General features: G+C 61.7%; 22 protein-coding genes. 11 read left to right on the top strand and 11 right to left on the bottom strand.

Going from position 1 to position 25,135, the window contains the following annotated elements:
- Positions 1-83: 83 nt before the first annotated feature.
- From ACFSJC_RS10860 to thiC, 5 genes are all read right to left on the bottom strand, one after another.
- Positions 84-542 carry a cache domain-containing protein gene (locus ACFSJC_RS10860; protein ID WP_386026534.1) on the bottom strand — a complete coding sequence of 153 codons (459 nt, stop codon included), beginning with the start codon at positions 540-542 and terminating at the stop codon, positions 84-86.
- Positions 543-705: 163 nt separating this feature from the next.
- Positions 706-1,749, bottom strand: coding sequence for a hydrogenase expression/formation protein HypE (gene hypE, locus ACFSJC_RS10855; protein ID WP_386026532.1), 1,044 nt, complete (start codon positions 1,747-1,749; stop codon positions 706-708).
- 184 nt (positions 1,750-1,933) lie between these two features.
- Positions 1,934-2,887, bottom strand: coding sequence for a GGDEF domain-containing protein (locus ACFSJC_RS10850; protein WP_386026530.1), 954 nt, complete (start codon positions 2,885-2,887; stop codon positions 1,934-1,936).
- Complete coding sequence (locus ACFSJC_RS10845) at positions 2,884-4,023, bottom strand: cobalamin B12-binding domain-containing protein (RefSeq protein WP_386026528.1); 1,140 nt, start codon at positions 4,021-4,023, stop codon at positions 2,884-2,886. Before ACFSJC_RS10845 ends, ACFSJC_RS10850 begins: the two co-directional genes overlap by 4 nt.
- A 365-nt stretch (positions 4,024-4,388) precedes the next feature.
- The gene (gene thiC, locus ACFSJC_RS10840; RefSeq protein WP_386026526.1) at positions 4,389-6,281 is read right to left on the bottom strand and encodes a phosphomethylpyrimidine synthase ThiC; all 1,893 of its coding nucleotides are present in this window, start codon (positions 6,279-6,281) and stop codon (positions 4,389-4,391) included.
- A 472-nt stretch (positions 6,282-6,753) separates the two neighbouring features.
- Between thiC and ACFSJC_RS10835 the strand changes: the two genes are divergently transcribed.
- Both ACFSJC_RS10835 and ACFSJC_RS10830 read left to right on the top strand, forming a co-directional pair.
- Positions 6,754-8,871: an EAL domain-containing protein gene (locus ACFSJC_RS10835; protein WP_386026524.1), complete on the top strand. Its 2,118-nt coding sequence runs from the start codon at positions 6,754-6,756 to the stop codon at positions 8,869-8,871.
- Positions 8,872-8,894: 23 nt separating this feature from the next.
- Positions 8,895-9,485: a hypothetical protein gene (locus tag ACFSJC_RS10830; RefSeq protein ID WP_386026522.1), complete on the top strand. Its 591-nt coding sequence runs from the start codon at positions 8,895-8,897 to the stop codon at positions 9,483-9,485.
- Positions 9,486-9,580: 95 nt separating this feature from the next.
- Here the strand turns inward: ACFSJC_RS10830 and ACFSJC_RS10825 are convergent, their stop codons facing one another.
- Complete coding sequence (locus ACFSJC_RS10825; RefSeq protein WP_386026520.1) at positions 9,581-10,648, bottom strand: class III poly(R)-hydroxyalkanoic acid synthase subunit PhaC; 1,068 nt, start codon at positions 10,646-10,648, stop codon at positions 9,581-9,583.
- Between the two features lie 56 nt (positions 10,649-10,704).
- Positions 10,705-11,790, bottom strand: a complete 1,086-nt coding sequence (gene phaE / locus ACFSJC_RS10820; RefSeq protein ID WP_386026518.1) for a class III poly(R)-hydroxyalkanoic acid synthase subunit PhaE — start codon at positions 11,788-11,790, stop codon at positions 10,705-10,707.
- Positions 11,791-11,933: 143 nt separating this feature from the next.
- On the opposite strand from phaE, the gene ACFSJC_RS10815 reads away from it, so the two are divergent.
- On the top strand, positions 11,934-13,118 hold the full coding sequence (locus ACFSJC_RS10815; protein WP_386026516.1) for an acetyl-CoA C-acetyltransferase: 1,185 nt from the start codon (positions 11,934-11,936) through the stop codon (positions 13,116-13,118).
- Positions 13,119-13,222: 104 nt separating this feature from the next.
- Positions 13,223-13,699: a polyhydroxyalkanoate synthesis repressor PhaR gene (phaR, locus tag ACFSJC_RS10810; RefSeq protein ID WP_386026631.1), complete on the top strand. Its 477-nt coding sequence runs from the start codon at positions 13,223-13,225 to the stop codon at positions 13,697-13,699.
- 111 nt (positions 13,700-13,810) lie between these two features.
- Here phaR and ACFSJC_RS10805 read toward each other — a convergent pair whose 3' ends face one another.
- The 4 genes from ACFSJC_RS10805 to ACFSJC_RS10790 all read right to left on the bottom strand — a co-directional run bounded on the left by ACFSJC_RS10805 (position 13,811) and on the right by ACFSJC_RS10790 (position 18,753).
- On the bottom strand, positions 13,811-14,323 hold the full coding sequence (locus tag ACFSJC_RS10805; RefSeq protein WP_386026514.1) for a chemotaxis protein CheW: 513 nt from the start codon (positions 14,321-14,323) through the stop codon (positions 13,811-13,813).
- 9 nt (positions 14,324-14,332) lie between these two features.
- Positions 14,333-16,231: a methyl-accepting chemotaxis protein gene (locus tag ACFSJC_RS10800; RefSeq protein ID WP_386026512.1), complete on the bottom strand. Its 1,899-nt coding sequence runs from the start codon at positions 16,229-16,231 to the stop codon at positions 14,333-14,335.
- A 153-nt stretch (positions 16,232-16,384) separates the two neighbouring features.
- The gene (locus ACFSJC_RS10795) at positions 16,385-18,487 is read right to left on the bottom strand and encodes a chemotaxis protein CheA (RefSeq protein WP_386026510.1); all 2,103 of its coding nucleotides are present in this window, start codon (positions 18,485-18,487) and stop codon (positions 16,385-16,387) included.
- Positions 18,484-18,753, bottom strand: coding sequence for an STAS domain-containing protein (locus ACFSJC_RS10790; protein WP_386026508.1), 270 nt, complete (start codon positions 18,751-18,753; stop codon positions 18,484-18,486). The genes ACFSJC_RS10795 and ACFSJC_RS10790 overlap by 4 nt, the downstream gene beginning before the upstream one ends.
- Before the next feature lie 336 nt (positions 18,754-19,089).
- Here ACFSJC_RS10790 and ACFSJC_RS10785 point away from each other — a divergent pair, with 336 nt between their 5' ends.
- The 7 genes from ACFSJC_RS10785 (at position 19,090) to ACFSJC_RS10755 (ending at position 24,940) form a co-directional block, all read left to right on the top strand.
- Complete coding sequence (locus tag ACFSJC_RS10785; RefSeq protein ID WP_386026507.1) at positions 19,090-19,722, top strand: 3'-5' exonuclease; 633 nt, start codon at positions 19,090-19,092, stop codon at positions 19,720-19,722.
- Between the two features lie 277 nt (positions 19,723-19,999).
- Entirely contained in the window at positions 20,000-20,368 is a 369-nt protein-coding gene (locus ACFSJC_RS10780; RefSeq protein ID WP_386026505.1) for a phasin family protein, read from the top strand.
- A 163-nt stretch (positions 20,369-20,531) separates the two neighbouring features.
- The gene (gene phbB / locus ACFSJC_RS10775; RefSeq protein ID WP_386026503.1) at positions 20,532-21,272 is read left to right on the top strand and encodes a beta-ketoacyl-ACP reductase; all 741 of its coding nucleotides are present in this window, start codon (positions 20,532-20,534) and stop codon (positions 21,270-21,272) included.
- Positions 21,273-21,414: 142 nt separating this feature from the next.
- Entirely contained in the window at positions 21,415-22,167 is a 753-nt protein-coding gene (locus ACFSJC_RS10770; RefSeq protein ID WP_386026501.1) for a Nif3-like dinuclear metal center hexameric protein, read from the top strand.
- Between the two features lie 207 nt (positions 22,168-22,374).
- Complete coding sequence (gene petA, locus ACFSJC_RS10765; RefSeq protein WP_386026499.1) at positions 22,375-22,968, top strand: ubiquinol-cytochrome c reductase iron-sulfur subunit; 594 nt, start codon at positions 22,375-22,377, stop codon at positions 22,966-22,968.
- Entirely contained in the window at positions 22,968-24,212 is a 1,245-nt protein-coding gene (locus ACFSJC_RS10760; RefSeq protein ID WP_386026498.1) for a cytochrome b, read from the top strand. Before petA ends, ACFSJC_RS10760 begins: the two co-directional genes overlap by 1 nt.
- Complete coding sequence (locus ACFSJC_RS10755; RefSeq protein ID WP_386026496.1) at positions 24,209-24,940, top strand: cytochrome c1; 732 nt, start codon at positions 24,209-24,211, stop codon at positions 24,938-24,940. The genes ACFSJC_RS10760 and ACFSJC_RS10755 overlap by 4 nt, the downstream gene beginning before the upstream one ends.
- Positions 24,941-25,135 lie beyond the last annotated feature (195 nt).

The raw sequence follows: 25,135 nt of genomic DNA, 5'->3' as shown, positions 1-25,135 counted from the left end.
GAGGGAGAGCGCCTGGGACCTGCATTCGAAAACACCCGTCGATTCGACGGGTGTTTTTTTGGGCCTTTCTCCAGTCAGGGCGGTTATTTGTAGGCGCCCACACCGCAGAAGAAGCCGCCGTCGTTGGTCATGACGTAGCTGGTCTTCTCGCGAATCTCATCCGAGCCCGGATAGGGCCACTTGTAGTCGACCCAACCTTCGCCAGAGGTCTTTGCAACCTCGATCATGTTCTTGAACAAGGTGTCGCCGTATTTGTTGAAATCCAGCAGGTTCTTGCCGACCAGTTCGGGTTTCATGGCGTGCGAGAGCATGACGCCGTCCATGTCCATGCAGAAGACGTAGAGATCCTTCTCCTTGAAGCCTCCGTCCTCCGCCGCGAAGGCGGCGAACGCCTTTTCTTGTCCCATCGTGTTGACGGCGGTTTGCGCCTTCTGTGACAGGGCTTTGGCCTCGTCGGGGGTCGCCATCTCTCCGGCCAGGGCGAGGTTGAAGGTGCCGCACAGGAGTGCGACGGCCGCGATGGCGGTCGATCTTGAGATCATTCCTGGTTCTCCTCGTCGTTCTTATGTGAGTTCTGTGATGCCCGAAGGCAGAGCGACCATAATATAAAAATTGGGTTATATCTAGCCCGTTTGGAGCGCTCCGTGTCCGGGGCGCATCCTTCGGCGGCGTGGTCTGTACGAGCCGCCTTCCGCGAAATGGGACTCAGCAGATGCGCGGCAGCTGCTCGCCCGCGAGCCAGTCGACGATTCTGCTTCCGCCGAATCCTGTCTCCATCTGCACGAAATGCAGGTCGTCCTCGACGACCGCGCCGATGATCGCGGACTCCGAACCCAAGGGGTGGGCGCGCATCGTCGCCAACAGACGCTCGGCGTGGTCGGCGGGACAGATGGCGATCAGCTTGCCCTCGTTGGCGACGTAAAGCGGGTCGAGTCCCAGCAGCTCGCAGGCCGCAGACACCTCTGACTTGATCGGTATGCACGTCTCGCGGATCTGCATGCCTACGCCGGACTGGAACGCCAGTTCGTTCAAGGTGGTTGCCAGCCCTCCGCGAGTCGGGTCGCGCAAACAGTGGATCTCGGGCACGCTGCCGACCATGGCCGCGACCAGATCGTGCAGGGCGGCCGTGTCGGAGTGGATTTCGGTTGCGAATCCCAGATTTTCTCGTTTCGAGAGGATGGCGACGCCATGATCGCCGATGCTGCCGCTGACCAGAATGGCGTCGCCTGGGCGTGCCAAGTCGCCGGATATCTGGATACCGTCCGGTACCACGCCGATGCCGGTGGTGGTGATGAAGACGCCATCGCCCTTGCCGCGTTCGACCACCTTGGTGTCGCCCGTGACGATCGGTACGCCAGCCGACTGCGCCGCCTCGCCCATGCTCTGGACGATTCGGACCAGATCGTCCAGGGGGAATCCCTCTTCGATGATGAAACCGGCGGACAGATAGAGTGGTCGAGCACCGGCCATGGCGACATCGTTGATGGTTCCGTGCACGGATAGACAGCCGATGTCGCCGCCGGGAAAGAAGAGGGGAGAGATGACGTGCCCGTCAGTGCTCATGACCAGTCTTCCGGGGGGCGGAGAGAAAAGCGCCTGATCGTTGCCCTGGGCGAGCAGATCGTTGTCGAGCGCAGCCTGAAAGACCTCTGCGATGAGTTGCGCCGTGGCTCGGCCGCCGGAGCCGTGACTCATGTCCACAGTGCCCCGTTTCAGGTCCAGTCGGAGAGGAAAGCGTCTGTCTGTCATGGGTGGAGGTGTCGCCGTGGTCTGGGTGAAGTAGGCGCGCCGGTTTGGTCGTTCCTGTCGAGCGCATGTGTTCGCTACGGGGCGATCGCAATCTGCCAGCGTCTCGGCGTCCGTGCAAGTCGAGCCGGGGCGGTTTGCGGCTCGTTGGCATGATGCCCCGGTGCGTCGGGGCCATGATGTTCGTTCAGCCTTTCGGGCCGGCGATCACGCGATTGCGTCCTTCGGATTTGGCTCGGTAGAGCAGTTGGTCGGCGCGCTGAATCAGGGACTCCGCCGTGTCGTTGGGCGCGAGTTCGGTCACGCCGATACTGGTCGATATCGTGCATTCGTCCCCGCAGGGCCTCAGTGTGCCGATCTTTTTGCGCAGGCGTTCGGCGGCGTCGGTTGCGGCGGGGAGCGGGGCGTCCTGCATGTAGAGGATGAATTCCTCGCCGCCGAAACGCCCGGACAGATCCGCGCTGCGCACCTGAGAGACCAGCAGCGCGGCGACCGCGATCAGGACCGCGTCGCCGCCGGCATGTCCGAACCGGTCGTTGATGGTCTTGAAATAATCGAGATCCATCATCAGCAGCGACAGTTGGCGGTTGCGCGTCTGTGCGTGATCGATACTCTGGCGTAGCCGTTCCATGAAATAGCGCCGATTGGCGATTCCGGTCAGCGGATCGGTGTGCGCCAGCTTCTCGGCGCGCGCGTTGGCCGTGAGCAGCTCCTGATTGGTCTTGCGCAGATCCCGCACCAGTCTCGACATCTCGATCGCGAGGTGCCCCATCCGCTCGATGATGTCGCTGTCCTCGGCGTTGGCGAGCTCGCCGATGAGCAGTGCCCCGTCCCCGACCTGATAGGCATGGAACAGAAAAATTTCGCCCGACCTGCGGTCGATCAGGACATGCGTGATCGCCGAGCGTTGAGCCAGACCGGCCTCGATATCCGGCGGTTCGCCGCTCGTGCTGGTGAAGAAGCTTGCGAGTGATTCGCCGTCGGGCCGGGTGAAACCGGCGAAGCGTGAGCGAAAGGCGACATTGGAATCCCGGATCCGGCCTTTTGCGTCCAGCTCGATGACGAGCAGGCGCCCGGAACTCATGACATGGCGGTTCAGCGCCCACAAGAGATCCTTCTCGTGAGCGGGGTCGAGGTTCATGCGGTGGAGGGCAGGGTGCGAGCCCAGTCGACGGCCGACTCGCAGTCCGGGAGGGAGAGATCGGCACCGAGCCATTCGGCCAGGGACGGCGCCGTGAGCAAGGCGCGACCCCCGATCAGGATGCGGGTATCGGATTCCGCCGGGAGCGATGCGCGCAGGGTTTCGATGATCTTGCGTGCGCTCGGTACGTTGCTGGGCAGGCTGATCGACAGGGCGACGAAACGTGGTGAGATGCGCCGAGCCGCCTCGGTGATGCCCTCCAGCGTGGTGTCGCCTGGCAGCAGGGTCACGTTCCAGCCATCCAATTCGAGACAGGCCGAGACCATCCAGGCGCCCAGTTCATGGAACTCATTGGTGACGGGGGCGACGATCGCCTCGCCTCGGTGGGCTGCCGGGAAGGGTAGGGTGTAATAGAGGGTCGAGAGCATCAGATAGGCTGTGGATGTCGCCTGATGCTCCATGGCAACGGAGACGTCGCCGTTCTCCCAGCGCTCGCCGACCTCGAACATCGCGGGATAGACGATGTATTGGAGCAATTTGGGAAAAGGCAGGTCGTTGTCCAGCAGACGATGGCCGTGCTCCAGTGCGCTCAGGTGGTCGCCTGCGAGCAAGGATTCGAGGATCGCGGCGTAGGCCTCATGCAATTCCTGCGGGATCTCCGGTCTTTCGATGCGATAGGACTCGGCGGCATCGATGATGTCTTGGTGCGCATCGAGTATCCAGTCGTACAGATTGAGCAGGCAATGCCTCTCCAGCTCGGGCAGTTGCGCCTGAATCGCCTCCTTCCAGGCCAGGTTCCGGGCGAGGAAATACTCGTAGGGAACGCCTTGCCCATGGTAGGCGTGATAGGACCAGGACAGGACTCGGGTCAGGAGTGCGAAATCGTTCGTGCGCAGGATTCCCGCAACGAGTGCGGCGTGGTTGCGGTGGTTGACTTCGAGCAGGCGGAAGGGATTGCCGTTGAGAAAAGCGGCGATCTGCGGGTGGTTTGCCAGCCGGTTCGAAACCTGAGATGCCAGGGCATCGGCGCGTTCGGCGTAAAGCTGCGCGGCGCCCGGAGGACACGGAATCAGGGCTGCGATTCTGTTGGTGAGCGCGTTGGTCCGATCGGTGCCGATCGATGTGTGCGTGGGCATTGTAAACACGGATCATGCGGATGAGGTTTCATAAGGATCCCTCCAGTGGCTTGTCACGGCGGCGCGACCACTGCGCAGCTAAATCCGTTCTCGTCCTTGGCGCATCCTGATGTCGCAGGCCGGATGTCGGCCGGGCCTGCGGCATGATCCTTTTACGATCGGCTCCAGCGTTTCGTTGCCGTGAGCGACTTCTAGCCCGCGATTATGCTCCGACATGATCGGATCGCCAAAACCGCCGATCCGATCCTTCGGTTCCAACGGCGTCTTCCCGCTGGCTTGAGGAATGCGAGGTCGTCCACGCTAAGAGGCTGCCTGGAAAGCGCCGACGCAAGCCGGCGATCCCAGGGGCATCCAATCCTCGGTGGCTAGACGGCCCGGTAGATGGCTGCGCCATCCTGCCGGAACTCTCGCGCCTTCTCCTTCAGCCCCTCTTCCACCGCCGCCTCGACGTCCTCGATCTGGTGGCTCTGCGCATAGTCGCGCACGTCCTGGGTGATCTTCATGGAACAGAAGTGCGGCCCGCACATGGAGCAGAAATGGGCGACCTTGTGCGAGACGTGCGGCATGGTCTGATCGTGGTACTCGCGGGCGCGGTCGGGGTCGAGCGAGAGGTTGAACTGGTCCTCCCAGCGGAACTCGAAGCGGGCCTTGGAGAGGGCGTTGTCCTGGATCTGGGCGCCTGGCAGGCCCTTGGCCAGATCGGCGGCGTGGGCGGCGATCTTGTAGGTGACGATGCCGTCGCGCACGTCCTGCTTGTCGGGCAGTCCCAGATGTTCCTTGGGGGTGACGTAGCAGAGCATGGCGGTTCCGTACCAGCCGATGTTGGCGGCGCCGATCCCGGAGGTGATGTGGTCGTAGGCCGGCGCGATGTCGGTGACCAGTGGTCCGAGGGTGTAGAAGGGCGCCTCGAAGCAGTCTTTCAGCTCCTTGGTCATGTTCTCCTGGACCATCTGCAGCGGGACGTGGCCCGGACCCTCGATCATGACCTGAACGTCATGCTCCCAGGCGACCTTGGTCAGTTCGCCCAGGGTTTCGAGTTCGGCGAACTGAGCGCGGTCGTTGGCGTCGGCCAGCGAGCCGGGACGCAGTCCGTCGCCCAGACTGAAGGCGACGTCGTAGGCCTTCATGATCTCGCAGATCTCGGCGAAATGGGTGTATAGGAAGTTTTCCTGGTGATGCGCGAGACACCACTTGGCGAGGATGGAGCCGCCGCGCGAAACGATGCCGGTGAGCCGGTCTGCGGTCAGTGGCACGTAGCGCAGCAACACCCCGGCATGGATGGTGAAATAGTCGACGCCCTGTTCGGCCTGCTCGATGAGTGTGTCGCGGACGATTTCCCAGGTCAGCGCCTCCGGCTTGCCGTCCACCTTCTCCAGTGCCTGGTAGATGGGCACGGTGCCGATCGGCATGGGGGCGTTGCGCAGGATCCACTCGCGCGTCTCGTGGATGTTCTTGCCGGTCGACAGATCCATCAGGGTGTCGCCGCCCCAACGCGCCGACCAGACCATCTTTTCCACTTCCTCCTCGATCGAGGAGGTCAGGGCCGAGTTGCCGATGTTGGTGTTGATCTTCACCCGGAAGTTGCGCCCGATGATCATGGGCTCGACCTCGGGGTGGTTGATGTTGGCCGGGATGATGGCGCGTCCGCGCGCGATCTCCTCGCGCACGAATTCGGGGGTGATGGTTTCGGGGAGCGCGGCGCCGAACGACTGACCCGGATGCTGGCGCAGCACCTTGGCGTAGCGCGGATCGGCGCGTAGCTCGTCCAGGCGCATGTTCTCGCGGATGGCGACGTATTCCATCTCGGGCGTGATGATGCCCTGGCGGGCATAGTGCATCTGGGTCACGTTGCGGCCGGATTTGGCGCGGCGCGGCGTGCGCAGATGCTCGAAACGCAGATGGGCCAATTCGGGATCGTTCTGGCGCTCGTGCCCGAAAGCGGAGGAGGGGCCGGTCAGAAGCTCGGTGTCGCCGCGCTCTTCGATCCAGGCGTTACGGACATCCGGCAGGCCGGCGAGTAGGTCGATTCGGGCGTTTGGATCCGTGTACGGCCCCGAGGTATCGTAGACGAACACCGGTGGGTTCTCTTCCTCGCCCTCGTTGGTGTGGGTCGGGGTCAGGGAAACCTCGCGCATGGGCACGCGCAGATCGGGTCTGGATCCGGTGACATGGATTTTGCGCGAGTTAGGGAAGGGCCGCGTGACCTCCTCTGAGAGCTGGGTGGTCTTGCGGACGAAGTCTTGCGGAATGGCGCTCATCTGGTTTCCTCAATAACGAATCGGGCGCGTCATGGCGCCAGGGGCCCATCGGTGGCTCGTTAACTGCCGGATGTCGGGGCGGAGGCCAGGCGCGGCGAGCGGGCGGGTGGAGAGTCGATCGGGCGGAACGCGCGATGATGGCGGGAACGATGTCGTGCGGTCCGGCAACGACATGCACCGCGATCCCGGTCATCTGGGATGCGCGCCCGTCTGCTTTCCTGCGCCAGCATGACCCGGATCAGGTTCGAAGGGTCTTCTCTCAGCCCTGTATCGGCGCGCCTTCTCGCGAAAGGGTCGGGTGAGCGTGGAACTTCCCTCCACCGACCATCCGCTGATGGCGGGTCGACACGGACACCCCCAGCAGTATGACGAGTTTTGAAACTAGCGAAAGGAAGCGGCGATTTCAACCGCAAATCGAGGCGTGTGATTTGCGAAACGGCAACGTGCACATCATGATGAGTTTGGGTGTGGCATGACACTGACACAGGTTACCAAGGATATGAAACCGCCAGAGCAAGCACGACCGGAGACGCCCATCCTCTTTCTGGGCGTCGATTTCCAGCTCCTAGAGGAGCTGAAGCCCATGCTTGAGCCCAAGGGACTGAGACTGATGGGCGTCGATGATCCAAATGGCCTAGCTGCTCTGTGCGCCCGGATCTCGCCGGGCGTTCTCGTCATCGACCTTCCTTTCATTGGTGGGATCGAGAGGCTTCCCGGCGTGACCTCGGGGTTGCCTTCGGAAGAGTGGGCTTGCCCGGTCGTGCTCTGTCTCGCCGGCCGCGACCGTGGCGACGACACCTTGGAGCGCCGTCTGGCGGCCTTGCGCGCCGGGGTCGACAGTTATATGCCGATGCCGTCTTCCTCGCGTCGACTGGCCGACCGCATCTTGCGTCTGAGTGGTGTCTTCGATAGCCGCCGATACCGGATCCTGGTTGTCGAACCTCAGCCGGATCACTCGAAGAAGATCGCCATCACGATCGCCGGTGCGGGCATGGACGTGCTGGTGGCCGAGGATCCGATGAAGACGCTGGATCGGCTCCAGGCATTCCGCCCCAACCTGGTTCTCCTGAGTCAGGACATGCCCGCTGTCTCCGGGGCTGAGCTGGCTGCCATCATTCGCGATCATGACGCGTTCTTTGGTGTGCCCATCCTCTTTCTCTCCACCGAGCGCGATCTGTCGGGACGGTTGGATGCGCTTCGGGCCGGTGGCGATGGCTTCATTCCCAAACCGGTGCGTCGTCACCAGCTGATTGCTGCGATCGAGCAATGCGTGCGCAACTCTCGCTGGTTCCGTGATCGGCGTACCCTGGAAAACCGCCGCGAAAGCGCCAAGGGGTTTTTGCCACGCGATGTCTTTTTGCGCTATCTGGAGGGCTTCGTCGACTCGGGAAAGGTCGCTCGGGAGGGCGTCGGGCTGCTGGTTCTGGAACTCGATCAGCATGCGCGGGCCTTGGAGCGGCTGGGCATCGGCGGCTTCGAGCGCCTGCTGCGGCAGATGGAGGCGATGATCGCCAGCTGCATGGGATCCGATGAGGTCGCGGCTCGGCTGGATGAGCACCGTTACGGCGTGCTCGTCTCGCGTCAGCAGTCCTTGGAGATCGAGCGCTTCGCCTTGGAGCTGTGCGCGCGTCTGTCCGAGGGACTGGGGTTTCGCGGTGGCTCGAAACGGACGGATGTGACCGTCAGTATCGGGGTGGGGTTGCCGACGCCGCCGCTGGATGATGCGGGGACCTTGCTCTCACGTGCCGAACAGGCATTGAAATGGGCCGCCGAGGCGGGAGGGAACCAGTTTCGGTTGTGGTCGTCCACCGAAGGGCTGGGCGAGCTGCCTGGCAGCTTCGGAGTGATTCGGCGGTTGGTCAATGCCGCGCTCAATCACGATGGTCTCCTGCTGCTGTATCAACCCCTGCTTCCGGTCGCCAAACGGGGCGAGGAGTTCTACGAGGCCCAGCTGCGCCTCAAGACCCTGGATGGTGAGCTGGTGACGCCCATGGCGTTTCTCGCCTCGGCCGAGCGCGGTGGTCTGATGGCGAGGATCGATCGCTGGGTCCTGGCCCAGGCGCTGGAGGCGATGAACCGGCATCGCGCCAGCCATCCTCGGATGCGCTTTCTGGTTCATCAGTCGGTCGAGACGCTCGTCGCTCCAGACTGGTTTCCCTGGTTCCGCGAGCAGATCGTGCAGCGCAATCTGGTCCAGCTTTATCCAGTGCTTCAGTTTCAACTCGCCGATGTGCGCCAGAGCCGCTTGGAGGCCAGATCGCTCATGGATCGACTGGGAACCTATGGCATCCAGACCTGTGTCGCCAACGTCATGGGCTCGCGGGAGGATCTTGCGCTGCTGTCAGGGCTCGGGGTCAAGTATGCCAAGCTCTCAATGCAACTGCTGGCGCGGGTCGATCAATCCGAGCTGATGGGGATCGTCCAGGGTCTGCAAGAGCGTGGGGTGATCGTCATCGTGGCCGGTATCGACGATAAGGAGAGTCTGGAGCGTGTCTGGACCTGTCGCCCGGACTTCATCCAGGGGGGCTTCATTCAGTTGCCGGGTTCGGATCTGGATTTCGATTTTAGGCGAGCGACCGCCGAGGACTGAGGGTTGATTTCATCGATATGTCAATGATTTTCAAAGGAACGGACGCCGCCTTGGCCGCGCACACCGGGCGGCTGATTCTGACGCCGTCCGACCCGCATGTCTGTCCTCATCCTCCACTGTTGATCGAGGCGCTGGTCGAGGAGGGCTTCATTGGTGAACGCTTGGGCAGTGAGGGGAGCGCGGCCTTTCGGACCGGGCCGGGATTCCTGAGCCTGGTGGCCTTTACCGGCTGCGCGGTTCGGATCTGCGATGTGCCAGACGCTCGGAGGCCCTTCTGCCACGTGCGCATCTCGTCCGCCTTCGAACATCCGCGCCTGCTGTACGGACGCAATACGCGTGCGCCGCGCTGCAATGCGTGTCGGCATCGATTGGGCGATTGGCGCGACCATGTGAGGCATTGGATGTCCCACTCGCATGCGGGCGTGACCTGTCCGAGTTGCAGGGAAACGCGTCCGCCTTGGTTATGGGATTGGAAGCAGCAAGGTGGATTCGGACGGTTCTTCGTCCAGATCGAGGAGGTGTTCCCGGGAGAGGCCACTCCCACCCATGCGTTGCTCGACGTCCTGACCCGCGCGAGCGGGATGGGATGGCGTCATTTCTATGTGCAGGATTAGCCGCCAGCCGCCAGCCGCCAGCCGCCAGCGATACACTCTTGCTGGTAGCTGGTAGCTGGTAGCTGGTAGCTGGTAGCTGGTAGCTGGTAGCTACATCAACCCCGTTCGTTCAGCCATTTGCCGATCGCGGGGGTGACTTCCTTCTGGGCCTTGCCGCTGACGTAGATGCCGATGTGCCCGCCGGGGAAGGCGAGTTCGGTGTAGTCCTCGGAGCCGATCAGATACTTGAGCGGTTTGGAGGCATCCGGCGGAACCAGGTGGTCCTGCAGGGCGTAGATGTTGAGCACTGGGCAGGTGATGTTCTTGAGGTTCACCTCCTGTCCGCCCAGCATGACGCCGCCTTCGATGAAGCCGTTCTTCTGGTAGAAATCCTTGGTGAACTGGCGGAAGGTTTCGCCGGCCTGATCCGGGCTGTCGAAGATCCACTTTTCCATGCGCAGGAAGTTCTTCACCTTGTCCGCGTCGTCCAGCAGATCGACCATGTTGACGTATTTCTGGCCGGTCAGGCTGAAGGGCTTGAGCGACAGGAAGGTCCAGTTCAGCAGTTCGCCCGGGATGTTGCCCATGGTGTCGACGGCCAGATCGACGTCGATGTTCTGCACCCAGGCGGACAGCAGGTTGTCCGGCGTCTTGAAGTCCACCGGCGTGACCATGGTCACCAGGTTGTTCACCTTCTCCGGGTGCATGGAGGTGTACATGAGGCTGAAGGCGCCGCCCTGGCAGATGCCGAGGATGTTGACCTTGTCGACGTCGTGCGTCTCGCGCAGATGGTCGACGCAGCGGTCGATATAGCCGTTGATGTAGTCGTCCAGGGTCAGGGCGCTGTCGGCCTGATCCGGATAACCCCAGTCGATCAGATAGACGTCCTGACCGGTGGCGAGCAGCCCCTTGATGGTGGAGCGGTTCTCCTGGATGTCGGTCATGTAGGGGCGGTTGACCAACGCATAGATGATCAGCAGGGGTGTGCCCTGCGTTTCGACGCCTTCGGGGGTCTCGTAGCGATAGAGGACCAGCTTGTCCTCGCTATAGACGGCTTGCTTGGGGCTGACTCCGGTGTCGATGGCCTCTGCGTTCAGCAGGTTCTCCATGCCCTGCCCGAGCTTGCGGCTGTAGTCGAACATCTCCTGGGCGAGCCTGTCCGGTCGAATGTCGATGGGAAACATGTCTGTAGTCCTCGCGGTGTTCGTCTCTGTTGCTGTGCCGGATATCGCCACTCAGCTTATTCGCTGGGCGTCGTCTTGGCGGTCGTCTTGCGGCGCGTGGTCGTCTTGGTGGCCGGGGCCGTGCTCTTGAGCGCCGTGGCCGGCTTCGCGGCCGTCACCTTCGCGGGCGTCTTGCCGGCGAGTGCGTCGACCTGCTTCTCCAGCGCCCGCAGTCCTTGGGACAACCGCTTGTTTTCGCGTCGGGTCTCCTGGAGACGATCCTGGAGGGTGCGCACCTCACTGCGGGTGGGCATGTTCATGGCGCCCAAATTTTCATCGACGATGAGCGCGAGGCGCTTCTTGAGGGCCATCTGAGCATTGACCAGGCGTCCGTGGATCCGGGCGTACTCCGGGGTTGCGACCTCGTCGGCGTAGACGGATTCGCAGCAGGTCACCCAGTTGTCATAGAGCGCGCGGGCCGAGTCGATGGTCTTGCCGCTATCGACGACACCTTGGATGTAGTCGCCCATGCGCTCGACCGATTTCATGCCGAGCTTGGAGTAGAAGGCGCTGTATTCCTGGAGCGCGGATTGATACTCCATGGAGCTACGCATCAGCTCTTGATATTGGCTCTGCTCTTCGCGGGTGTAGCCGAGTCCCGGCGCGGAGAGCGCGCGGTCCAGATTGCCCTTGAAGCTCTCGTGCGGCATGTTGCGCAGCATGTCGCCAGGCATCGGCGACATGGAGGACATCATGCGCTGCCAGTTGTCGAGCGGCATCTCCCAGAAGGACATCATGCGCTGCAGCGTGTGATCGCCGTCGTTCAGATTGCCCGAGAAACGCTGTTGCATGTCTTCCAGGGCCTTGGTCCAGAAGGTCATACCGTTGGTGGCGGAGCCGTCGTTGGATTGGGTCGAGAAGGTCTCCGCCATGCGGAAGAACGTCTTGCCTTGCTCCATCATTTTCTCCATGAACGACTTGGAGATATCGGGGGCTGCGGGAGCGAAGGCCTTCCACCAATGGTCGAGCGCGCCCTCCCAGGGTGCGGTCATTTTGGCTTCGCCGTCGAGCCCCATCGCTTTGCGGCTCATGTCGGACCAACTGTCCCAATATTTGCGCTGGAGATCCATCCAGTCGTTGTTGAAAAAGCTTTCATTGCTCATGCGTTTGCCCTCCTCGGGTTGGTATTGTGCAGAAGTTAGCATGCCGATTTGTGCACTGCAACAAAGGTGCGTAGAATCCTGTCCAAATAGACTTCGATCTATACTCGACCACTCCCCAATGATGCAGAGAGGACATGCTTAACATGAGCGAGAACATCGTCATCGTCGATGCTGGACGCACCGCAATCGGGACCTTCGGAGGTTCCTTGTCGTCCCTTCCCGCGACCGAGCTGGGTACCACTGTGCTCAAGGCGCTGTTGGCGCGTACCGGAATCGCCCCCGACCAGATCGACGAGGTCATCCTCGGCCAGGTGTTGACTGCAGGTGTCGGTCAGAATCCCGCTCGGCAGACGACCCTCAAGGCCGGTTTGCCGCACTCCGTTCCGGCCATGACCATCAACAAGGTCTGCGGCAGCGGTCTCAAGGCCGTTCACCTGGCCATGCAGGCGGTCGCCTGTGGGGATGCCGACATCGTCATCGCCGGCGGCCAGGAGTGCATGAGCCAGTCCAGCCACGTCCTGCCTCGCTCGCGCGACGGTCAGCGCATGGGTGACTGGAAGCTGGTGGACACCATGATCGTCGACGGCCTCTGGGATGCCTTCAATCAGTATCACATGGGTGTTACGGCTGAGAACATCGCCAAGCAGTTCTGCTTCACTCGCGAGGCTCAGGACACCTTCGCCGCCGAGTCACAGCAGAAGGCCGAGGCGGCGATCAAGGCCGGTCGCTTCAAGGACGAGATCGTTCCCGTCTCCATTCCGCAGCGCAAAGGCGATCCGTTGGTGTTCGACACCGACGAATTCCCGCGCGCCGGGACCACGGCCGAGGGGTTGGGCAAGCTGCGTCCGGCCTTCGATAAGGAGGGTACCGTGACTGCCGGCAACGCCTCCGGCATCAACGACGGCGCCGCCATGGTGGTGGTGATGAAGGAGTCCAAGGCGAAGGAACTGGGTCTCAAGCCGATGGCGCGCATCGTTGCGTTCGCCAGCGCAGGTGTGGATCCGGCCGTCATGGGCACCGGTCCCATCCCGGCTTCCACCAAGTGCCTGGAGAAGGCAGGCTGGACGCCGGCCGATCTGGACCTGATCGAGGCCAACGAAGCCTTCGCCGCTCAGGCCATGTCGGTCAACAAGGAGATGGGTTGGGATCTGAGTAAGGTGAACGTCAATGGCGGCGCCATCTCGCTCGGCCACCCGATCGGTGCCTCCGGCGCTCGCGTGCTCGTGACCCTGCTCCACGAGATGCAGCGCCGCGATGCCAAGAAGGGTCTCGCGACCCTGTGTATCGGTGGTGGTCAGGGCGTCGCCCTCGCCGTCGAGCGTCTCTGACCGCAGTGGTGGGGGGNNNNCGCCTCGTCGGCGACCGCCGACGAGGCGCCTTCGCGAGTGGAGTACACTTGCATCATTCACTCGCCCACGCAGATCAGGTGCCCATGAACAGCGAGCGCATCATCAAGAAGTATCCGAACCGCCGTCTCTATGACACCGAGGTCAGCCGTTACATCACACTGTCCGACGTGCGCGAGCTCGTCATGGGTCGTGTCAGCTTCAAGGTGGTCGATACCGCTAACGACAACGACATCACCCGCTCGATTTTGCTGCAGATCATGTTGGAGGAGGAGGCCGGCGGCGCGCCTCTGTTCAGTGCCCCCATGCTGGCGCAGATCATCCGTTTTTACGGCGGCACGCTACAGGGGATCTTCGCTCGCTATCTCGAAACCTCGCTCAATCTCTTCGCCAAGCAGCAGCAAGAGGTGACCCAGGCCTGGACCGACACCCCGTTCGACACCGTGACGCGTCTGACCCAGAAGAACGTTGAGATCTGGGCCGAGCTCCAGGACGATCTCCTGCGGGCCGCCGGATTCGGCCTTTCAGGCGAGCGCAAGAAGAAGGGCGAGGATCCGTCCTGATCCGAGCGCTTCGAGGCGCCCGTTACGCTTCGATCCGGTTCAGCCGAAGACGCGATCCGCGCTCGGTTTCGCCCCTCGGCTGCCCGTGCGGGGTTGGCCCCGTTCTTTCCTTCAGCTCGGCGGCGTGTCCTCGATCATTGCGGCGAGCTTGTTGATTTCCTGAATCGATAGCACGCGCGCCTGGTCGAGCACGATCACGAAGCGGTCTTGGGACTTCCACATGCCCTGGATGAAATCGACCCGGATCTTGGCGCCGAACCTCGGCGGTGGTTCCAGGTCGCTCGCCGGGATGTCGCTGACGGCGTTGACACCATCGACCACGATGCCCATGTCCTGCACGCCCGCCTCCTCATGCAGTTCGACGATGACCACGCAGGTGCGCTCGCCGATGACGGTGGAGGGCTCGCCGAAGCGCGCGGCCAGATCGATCACCGGCACGACCCTTCCTCGCAGGTTGATGACGCCGCGAATGAATTCCGGCATGCCAGGGATCGGGGTCACGCTACCGTACTCGATGATCTCCTTGACCCCCAGCAGGGGGATGGCGAATGGTTCTCCGCGCAGATTGAAGATGAGGTACTGAGCCTTCTCCTGTCCGCTCTCGGTTGAGGTTTCACGTGTCATGAGCGCCTCTCAGAAAGGGATGAATTCATCATTGCCCGATTTGCGCTCTTCCGCTCCGACGCGCAACGCGGGGGCAGATGCGGCCGAAGCCTTTGTGGGAGCTGGATTCGTCACCATCGCGTGCGTGCCCGCGACCCGGAAGAAGGCCATCAGCTCCTGCAGTTGCTGGGCCTGACCGGTCATCTCTTCGGCCGTTGCGGCGAGTTCCTCGCTCCCGGAGGCCGTGCTCTGGGTGGCCTGATTGACCTGACTCACCGCGCTGTTGATTTGGGACACCCCAGTCGTCTGCTCATTGCTGGCCGCCGCGATTTCCTGGACCAGGTCGGCAGTCTTGATGATGGAGGGAACCATCTCATCCAATAGCTTTCCGGCGCGCTCGGCACGGTCCACGCTGCTGCCGGCCAGATCCCCGATCTCCTGGGCCGCGCTCTGGGAACGCTCGGCCAGGTTGCGCACCTCCGCTGCGACCACCGCGAATCCCTTGCCGTGCTCGCCCGCGCGGGCCGCCTCGATGGCCGCGTTGAAGGCCAGCAGATTGGTTTTGTAGGCGATGTCGTCGATGATCTTGATCTTGACCGCGATCTCGCGCATCGCCTGTACGGTATCGCGCACCGCCGTGCCGCCTTCCTCCGCCTCCCGCGCGGCCTGGGTCGCGATGCCGTTGGTGATCTGGGCGTTTTCGGTGTTCTGGGCGATCGAGGCCGACATCTGTTCGACCGACGCTGAAGTTTCTTCCATGCTGGCGGCCTGCTCGGACGCCCCTTGCGAGAGGCTCTGCGAGGTTGCGGATACCTGCCCCGCAGCGTTGTTGAGGGCGTCGGCCGAGGAGCGGACCTGACCGATGGTGTCGCCCAGTTTGTTCACAGTGGTGTTGAGCGCGTTTTTGAGCTGCTCGAAGTCGCCCTGGTAGCTCGTTTTGATGGTCTGGCTCAGATCGCCCTCCGCCATCGCCCCCAGCACGCGCTGAATTTCCGTGATCGGAACCACGAACGATTCCATGGTCTCGTTGATGCCTTGAACCATGGCGCGGAAGTCGCCTTGATGCACCTCGGCGTCCGCACGCGCGCTCAAGCGCCCCTCGGTCACGGCTTGGTTCAGCAGCCTGGCGTCGGCGATCATGGCGCGCAGGCTGCCCTGCACCGTCTTTAGTGCCGCCAACAGACTGGAGTCGTCATTCTCCCGCGTCTTCAGCTCCTGTGACAGATCGCCCACCGCGAAGCGCTGGGCGACTGCTGCGGCCTCCGACGGATCGGCGCCGAGTTGCCGCATCAGGCTGCGCACGATGACGACGCCGGTGATGATGCCGAGCAGGGCTGCGATCAGGATGGCGCCTATGATCCAGTTTCTAGCCTGAGCGTACATGACGTCGCCGTTCTCGCTGGCGGCATTGCCGCCGGCGATGTTCAGGTCAACCAGCTTTTCCAGGTTGGCCGAATAGGCGTCGAACAGCGATTGGGATTCGCCGTTCATGATGGCCATCGCCTCGTCGGTGCGCATTGCGCGTGATAGAGGAATCATGCGCGAGTCGGCATCCATGTAGGCGTCGAACTGTTTTGCGAACGCCTCATAGAGTGCTCGCTCCTCCTCGGACGAGATGAGTTTGACATAGGCGTCACGGGCCTTGAACAGCGATGCCTTGATGCTGTCCATCTGTTTTTCGAGGCTGGCGATCTGGGCCGGATCCTCGGAGAGGACGTGCTGCAGCTCGGCGATGCGGAAATCCGAGGTCTTGGTGTTCATCGACTGGACGTAGCGGATGCTGGGCATCCAGTTGACGGTGATTTCGGTAGAGGCTTGATTGACCTTACCCATCTGGAGGATGGCAAACCCCCCCGTGGCGGCCGCCAGCAGAATGAGCAGGCCAAAGCCAATGGCGAGTTTGGTGCGTAGTTTCATCGTCTTGAACATGGGGCTTTCCATTCCTCTAAAAGAAAAGGCGCTGAATCAAAGCGTGTTTTTGGACTCTGTTCGTGGTCCCGTTCTTGTTTTGCTGCGGGCTAGATCAGGTGTTCGCTGTCCCGTCAGCCTGTTTACGTTTCGACGCGCGTCGTCGTTACTTCATCACCTCGAAGCGGTCGTGAGATGCCCGCTCGCCGCTTCCCTGCGCTCCGCCTGATCGACCAGGACGGGTACATCCAGAATCAGTCCGACCTGTCCGACATCCAAGACGGTGCAGCCACTGATCCACTTGAGCGCGGAGAACACCTCTCCCAGCGGCTTGATCACGGTCTGCAATTCGCCCAACAGTCTGTCGACCACCAGGCCGGCCTTCTTGCCCGCGTAGCTCACGACCACGACGCTCTGGCGTGCGGGCCTCTCCGATGCGTCGTGCAGCAGGTCTCGCAGGCGCAGAAACGGCAGAACCTCGCCACGTAGGTCGAGATAGTCCCGCCGCCCCACTTCGCTGAGTTCCATGCACTCCTCCACCGTATCCAGAGGCACGACGTAGCGTGCATCGCCCACGGACACCAGGAAACCGTCGATGATGGCCAGGGTGAGCGGCATGCGCAGACGTACCGTCGCACCCTGTCCGGGCCGGTTTTCGAGCTCGACCGTTCCACGCAGGTCCTCAATGGTGCGCTTGACCACGTCCATGCCCACGCCACGCCCGGAGAGGTTGGAAACCTGCTCGGCGGTGGAGAATCCTGGAGCGAAGATCAGCTGGAAGACATCCTGATCCGGGAGCCCCTCGACGCTGTCGATGAGTCCGCGCTCGATCGCCTTGTTCGCAATGCGTTGTCGGTCGAGGCCGCGTCCGTCGTCCGAGAGTTCGATGAGAATGCAGCCGTTTTCGTGATGGGCGTTGAGCTGCAGGCGTCCCAGTGGATTCTTCCCTGCTGCCTGGCGCTCCTCTGGGGTCTCGATGGCGTGATCGATGGCGTTGCGCACCAGATGGGTGAGCGGATCGCCGATGCGGTCGACCACGGTCTTGTCGAGTTCCGTCTCGCCACCGCTGATCACCAGTTCGATTTGCTTGCCAAGCTCTTGCGACAGGTCATGGACCACCCGCTGGAAGCGGCTGAAGGTGCCGCCGATCGGTACCATACGCAGACCGAGCGCGGCATCCCGCACCTCTTCGATGAAGCGGGAGCTGGTGGCGACCGCCTCCTGTAGGGCGCGATCGTTGGAGTGGCTGGCCCTGAGCGTGGTCACGGTGCTTGAGATCACCAGCTCGCCCACCAGATCGACCAGGCGGTCCAACTTGTCGGCCTCCACCCGCACGTAGCGCTCTCCGCCGGTTCGACCGGCGTGCATCTGTCGGCCCAGCGCGGCATTCACCGCCTCGCGCGGGGCGAGTCCTTGTTCGACCAGAATTTCACCGAGCGGCTTGGCCGGCGAGTCGATCACCTGGATCCCCATGGCGGCGGCCAGTTCGTGGCGGGTCAGCACCCCGGTGCTCACCAGGATCTCGCCGAGCTTGTCGTGGCCCTCGGGCAGCGCCTGAATCAGTTCGGCCCATTGCGCCGGCTTGCTGCCGGGTGGGATCAGGTGGACCTGGCTGCTCTCGCGAATGAACTCGAAGGCGGCGTCGATCGCCTGCTTGTCCGCCTCGGTCTTGAGGTCGATCTCGAATCCCAGGTAGCAGCTCGTTGGATCCATCCGTTCGGCGTGTGGAAGTGCGTCATCGAGCGTGGTGACGCTGATCAGCTCGCCGAGCGTGCCGAGGTAGCGCAGGATGGATAATGGGTCCATGCCGTCGCGGAAGAGTTCTTGGCCGCAGCGCAGCGAGATGTGCCAGGCATCGTCGCTGGCGCGGGTGTCGCCAGGAGCGCCGCCGAGCCACGCATGCAATTGCGCGGTGAGGGCGTCTCCTTGGGCCATAAGATCGGCAGGTGCATCCTCGTCCGGCGTGCTTTGCACCAAGGCGGCGATATGGTCGTGGCATCGCAGCAGCAAGGGCACCAGTGTGGCGTCGATCGGTTGTTGACCTGAGCGCACCGCTTCGAGCAGGGTCTCTACCTCGTGGGCGAAGGCGACCACTGTGTCCAGCCCGAACATGCCGCTCGAGCCCTTGATGGTATGGGCGCTGCGAAAGATCGCGTCGATCAGGTCGGGGTCTTCTCGTCCTGCCTCGAGCGCCAGCAAGGCGCGCTCCATTTCCTCCAGAAGTTCTTGGCTCTCGACGGTGTAGGTTTGCAGGGCTGCGGTCAGGTCCAGGGTCATGGCAGCTCCTCGGTCAGATGTGACAGGCCGCAGAGGTCCAGAATTTCGGTGACCGCCTCGCTCGGGGCGGTCAGGCGGGTGCCGGCGTCGCGATGGGAGAGCATTAGAAGCTGTAGGCCAGATCCGTCGCATTCCGTGACGCCTGAGAGATCGACTGTGGCTCCGGGCTGGGCCAGCAGGCGTTCCTTGATCTCGTCCACCTCGTAGATGGTCAGCGGTCCGCTTAGACACAGCCGATGGTGTTCGTCGTCTTCTAGGATGCTCATCGCTTTTCCTTTTAAGGTGGCCTCAATTCGCCTGGGAAGAATGCGATCTTCCGGCCTGGTCGCTGATGTGCGATCCGAGACCTGGGGCGTGGCGTGTCGGCTGTTTGCTGGGGCAGAGTGTATTTCCAGTCGTCGATCTATCTGTGATTCTAGTCACGATTCGTGATCGCTCATTGTGGGTGGAAATTGGGTGTGCGCCGAAATCGCGATGGTGATCGCATTTGGCCGAATGTGGTGTCTGGTCAGTCGGGCAATCAAGACGTCTGTTGGTGGAGCAGGCCATGGCGGGTCATAATCGTCGGACGCAAAAGGTCTGTTCGACTGGGGGAGTTGGGCGTGGATACCGTTGCCGTGATCGATTTCGAGACCACTGGACTGTCGCCGGCGCGGGGTGATCGACCGACCGAGATCGCGGCGGTTCTGGTGGCGGAGGGACGGATCGTCGACCGCTACCAAAGTCTCATGAATGCGGGGCTTCCGGTGCCGCCCTTCATCGAGCGTCTGACCGGCATTTCGACCGCCATGTTGCGTCGTGCGCCACCGGTCGAGCAGGTGATGGCTGAGGTGGCCGATTTTGTCGGAACGGTTCCGCTCATCGCGCACAATGCGGCATTCGACAGCGCCTTCTGGGATGCCGAGCTGAGCCGGCTCGGCCGTCAGCGCAGCCAGTCATTCGTCTGTACCCTGCTGGTGGCGCGGCGGGTTCTGCCTCGGGCGCCGAGTTACAAGCTCGGCGCACTCCTCGCCTCTTTCGGTTTGCCCACTGCTGAGCCCGCTCACCGGGCGCTGGCCGATGCGGAAATGGCCTGCCATCTGACGCTCCGCCTGGAGCAGGAACTGATCGAGCGGTTGCAGTGCGTTTCGGTAACGCACGATTTGCTGAGACGGATCCAGCGCATGCCCAAGAGTCAGTTGCAGACCCGTTTGGCCGGAGGGGGCAAGGGGTTGCCGATTCGCGCAGGGCTTTAGCGATCGGGCGGGGTGCGCCATGAAGGATGACGCCGATTCAAGGTCTCCGTGGTCGAGACAGTCGGGCGTCTTTACTGAGCGATAGCCGTTTTCATCATGGTGAAGTTGGCGATGATTGCTACGGGTGCGTCTGTGCGTGAGGGAATGTCTTGATTCGGATCTTTATATTTTGCTGGCTCAATGAAAAAAATTGCGAAATCACTGTTGACTCGGCTGGTCTAGACGAATATTGTGCAACGCAACATTGCTGCACTGCACAAACCACGGAGAGATTGCGATGAGCACCAACGATAGCATCAAGACCATGAACGATTTGACCAACAAGACCGTTGAGCGCTTGACCAGCCTGGGCGAACTGAACGTGCGCATCTTCGAGAAGATGGCTAGCCGCCAGATGGATGTCGTGAGCCTGTACATGGATCATTCCATGCGCATCATGAACCTGGCTACCGAGTCCAAGGGCTACAACGATTTCTTCAAGGGCCAGGTCGAAGCGACCAAGGAACTGAGCGAGCGTGTGATGGCCGAAGGCAAGACCACCATGCAATTGGCCAACGAGGCTCGTGACGACTATCGCGCTTGGTTCGAGAAGAACCTGGCCGAGGTCAGCTCCGACCTGCAGAAGAGCGTTCCGGCGAACGCTTAAGCGAGTCATCGTATCGAAGTCCAGGGACGGACTACCATTTGCAATGACTCCTGTTGACAGGAATCATTGCAAATGGATGAGGGGCTTCACCCCGTGTTGGGGGTGGTAGTAAGGTACAGCTCTCGTCGTTTCAATCGCAAACGGTATCTTCTGGAGGAATTGCATGGCTCGCATCGCTCTCGTCACTGGTGGCATCGGCGGTCTTGGTACCGCGATTTGCACACGCCTCGCGAAGGATGGCTGCACTGTCGTGGCGAACCATCATCCGTCGGAGGCCGAGGCCGCCGAAGCTTGGAAGAAAGAGCGGGCTGCCGAGGGCGTCGACATTGCGACCATCGCCGCCGACGTTTCCTCCTACGAGGATTGCGTCCGCATGATCCAAGAGATCGGCGAGCAGCAGGGGCCGGTCGACATCCTGGTGAACTGCGCTGGAATCACGCGCGACAAGACCTTCAAAAAGATGGAATTGGCGCATTGGCAGGCTGTGATCAACGTCAACCTCAGCAGTGTGTTCAACGTCACACGTCCGGTTTGGGAAGGGATGTTGGAGCGCGGTTTTGGGCGTATCATTAACATCTCCTCCGTCAATGGGCAGCGTGGTCAGTTCGGTCAGGCCAACTACTCCGCAGCCAAGGCGGGTATGCATGGCTTTACCATGGCCCTCGCTCAAGAAGGCGCGGCCAAGGGCATCACGGTGAATACCGTCTCTCCGGGCTACACCGAGACGGCCATGACCTTGGCGATGGACGATAATGTCCGTAACAGCATCATCGGAGGCATTCCGATGCGCCGCATGGCTCAGCCGAGCGAGATTGCGGCCGCGATCGCCTTCCTGGTGAGCGATGATGCAGCTTATGTGACGGGTGCGAACCTGCCTGTCAACGGCGGCCTCTTCATGCACTGATTTGCCGGTCGGCTAGTCCCTGAGTCTAGCCACCAACAGAACGTTTTTTTCGAGTCCTCCTCGTCTCTCTCATCATGAGACGTTTCCAGCCCGGCTCCCCGCCGGGCTTTTTTTTGCTTTCGTTTTGCCCGAGATTCCGAAGATGATCGAATCCCGTGATTTGGTCGCCTATTGCGACCGTCTGCTCGACGCCGGACGTTTCTCCGACTACGCCCCCAATGGTCTGCAGGTCGAGGGGGATCGTCCGATACGCTCTCTCGTGACTGGCGTGACCGCGAGCGCCGCACTCATCGATGCCGCTATCCAGGAAGGCGCGGATGCCATCCTGGTGCATCATGGTTGGTTCTGGAAGAATGAGAATCCCTGCTTGACTGGAATCAAGGGGCGGCGCGCGCGCGCCATCCTGGAGGCGGGGATCGCTCTGCTGGCCTACCATCTTCCGCTCGATGCCCATGCCGAGCTTGGCAACAATGCGCGGCTCGCGGTCGAGCTCGACATCCGTAACGCGGAACCAACGGGGATTGGCAACGGTCTAGTGTGGGTCGGTCGGCTATCTGCTCCTATGACCGCTGAGTCGTTCGCCAACGAAGTGACGCAACGGTTGGGGCGGGAGCCTGTGATGGTCGGTCGACGCTTGGGGCAACTCGAGCGAATCGCATGGTGTTCCGGCGGGGGGCAGGGATATCTGGAGCAGGCGGTCGCGTTGGGGGCTGACGTCTTCTTGAGCGGCGAACTCTCCGAGCAGACCGCGCATGTGGCGCGGGAGTCGGATGTCTGCTATCTCGCCGCCGGTCATCACGCCACAGAGCGTTATGGTGTTCAGGCGCTCGGTACACATCTGGCCGAGCACTTTGGTCTGCGACATCATTACATCGAGATCGATAATCCAGCTTGATCGGCTAAGGTCATGGCTTATAGACCTACAGGTTTTAGGCTTTATTCCTTGACCTATCCTGCTGGAATCGAAGAGAATGCGCGGTCGATTTTATAGTCAATCGTCATATTCTCAACCCTTTCCACCTGAACGTTTCATCCAAGCTGCGTGGGGTGCTTGCCTGGGATGCCTTGGGCAGTGCTCGCATCAGCCGGGGGATATTGGCCTATGAGCGCGCAAGGCGTGAATACAAGTAGGCGACGAGTGCTCGTCGCCGCGACCAGCGTGGTCGGTGCCGTGGGTGCCGGTTACGCGCTCGTACCGTTCGTCGCATCAATGAACCCGAGCGCCCGTGCTCGGGCAGCCGGTGCGCCGGTCGAGGCGGACATCAGTAAGCTGGAGCCGGGAGCGCTGCTGCGCGTCAAATGGCGCGGCAAGCCGGTCTGGGTGGTGCACCGCACGCCCGAGATGATCGAGGCGCTGCCGAGCAACGACCCCAGACTGGTCGACCCCACTTCCGAAGTAGATCACCAGCCGTCCTATTGCAAGAACCCCACGCGCTCGATCAAGCCGGAATATCTGGTGGCCATCGGTATCTGTACCCATTTGGGCTGTTCGCCGACGTATCGTCCCGAGTTCGCGCCGGATGATCTCGGACCCGAATGGAAGGGCGGCTTCCACTGCCCCTGCCATGGCTCGCGTTTCGATCTGGCGGCTCGCGTGTTCAAGAACGTGCCGGCACCGACCAACCTCTGGATTCCGAAGCACGTCTATCTCAACGATACCACCATCCTGATTGGTGAAGATCGAGGAACGGCCTGATGAGTGCTGAAAAGACCGAAAACCTCAGTTGGATCGACAAGCGATTCCCACTCACGGAGACCTGGCGCGCCCACCTCTCCGAATATTTCGCCCCGAAGAACCTCAACTTCTGGTCCTTCTTCGGCTCCCTGGCCATCCTGACGCTCGTCATGCAGATCGTCACCGGTATCTGGCTGGCCATGAACTACAAGCCGGATGCGACCCTCGCCTTCGCATCGGTCGAATACATCATGCGCGATGTCGACTGGGGCTGGCTGATCCGCTACATGCACTCCACCGGTGCCTCGGCCTTCTTCATCGTCATCTACATGCACATGTTCCGTGCCTTGCTGTGGGGCTCCTACCGCAAGCCGCGCGAGCTCTTGTGGATGATCGGTGTGGTCATCTATCTGGCGATGATGGCAACCGCCTTCTTCGGCTATCTGCTTCCCTGGGGGCAGATGTCCTACTGGGGTGCGCAGGTTATCGTCAACCTCTTTGCGGCGGTGCCGGTGATCGGTGACGACCTCTCGGTCTGGGTGCGTGGCGACTACGTGATCTCCGACGCGACCCTGAATCGCTTCTTCGCGTTCCACTTCCTGCTGCCCTTCGTGCTCGTCGGTCTGGTGTTCCTGCACATCGTTGCGCTGCACCACGTCGGCTCGAACAACCCCGACGGTATCGAGATCAAGCAAGGTCCGAAAGGCAACCGCTGGAGCGACAAGGCCCCGGCCGATGGCATTCCCTTCCATCCCTACTACACCGTCAAGGATCTGATGGGCGTCGTGGTCTTCCTGGCGCTGTTCGCCCTGGTCATGTTCTTCATGCCAACCTTCGGCGGCATCTTCCTCGAAGCCCCGAACTTCCAGCCCGCCAACCCGATGCAGACTCCGCCGCACATTGCGCCGGTCTGGTACTTCACGCCCTTCTACGCCATGCTGCGTGCGATTCCGCCGATGTGGAACTCCCAGTTCCCTGGCGTCGTCGTCATGTTCTCGGCGATTCTTATCATGTTCGCCCTGCCTTGGCTCGATCGCAGCCCAGTGAAATCGATGCGCTACAAGGGACCCCTGTTCAAGGGTGCGCTGGCCATCTTCGCCGTGTCCTTCGTGGTATTGGCGTGGTTGGGTATGCAGCCCGCATCGGACTTCTATACCCTGCTTTCGCAGATCTTCACCGGGCTGTATTTCGCCTTCTTCCTGTTGATGCCGATCTATAGCTCGATCGATAAGACCAAGCCCGTCCCAGAGAGGGTGACCTCATGAGAAAAGTGATCATCGCCGCCCTGTTGCTCTTGGCTCCGGGCTTGTTGCTGGCTTCAGAGACCGCTCACCTCGAGAATGCCCACATCGATCTGCGCGATCAGGCCTCGTTGCAGCGTGGCGCGAAGTATTTCGTCAACTACTGCTTGGGCTGCCATTCGCTGCAGTACATGCGCTACAACCGTCTGGCAGAGGATTTGGGTATCGACGCGGTCTCGCTGCGCGAGAATCTGATCTTCGGCGACGCCAAGCCGGGCGATCTCATGACCAAGTCGATGCGCGACGAGGACGCCCTCAAGTGGTTCGGCGTGGTTCCGCCAGATCTGACTCTGGTCACCCGCTGGCGCTCTCCGGATTGGGTCTACACCTATCTGAAGAGCTTCTACTTGGACGATACCCGTCCGTACGGCGTGAACAACGTTCTCTTCCCGTTGGTCGGCATGCCCAATGTGCTGGGCGACCTCCAGGGCAAGCAGGAGGCCGTCATGACTCCGCCGCACGAGCCGGGTGGCGAGCCCATGGTGACCGGCGTCAAGCTGATCGAACAGGGTTCGCTTTCGCCCGAGGAGTATGACTCCATGGTGCGGGACATCGCCGCCTTCCTGACCTATGCGGGAGAGCCGATCCAGCTCGAGCGCCAGCGTCTGGGGTTCTATGTCCTGCTGTTCCTCGGTCTGCTCTTCATCCCGGCGTATCTCCTGAAGAAAGAGTTTTGGAGAGACGTCCATTGATTGGATGAGCGTCCGGCGCGGCCCTTGTTTCGGCAAGGGCCGTTGTTTTTGTGCCGACCTTTTTTCGGCGTTCGATCCGGGTGTCGTCGCATCTCTATGCGGATCGCCCGTAAAATTCTTTATGCGCTCTCGTCTTGGAGGGTATATCCTCCAGCTCCGAGTAGCCTGGTCGAGTTGACTGATCCGTGTCGGATT

This window comes from Thiorhodococcus fuscus, assembly GCF_042682685.1.
GTDB lineage: Bacteria > Pseudomonadota > Gammaproteobacteria > Chromatiales > Chromatiaceae > Imhoffiella > Imhoffiella fuscus.
This window is presented reverse-complemented; position numbering and strand designations above follow the sequence as displayed.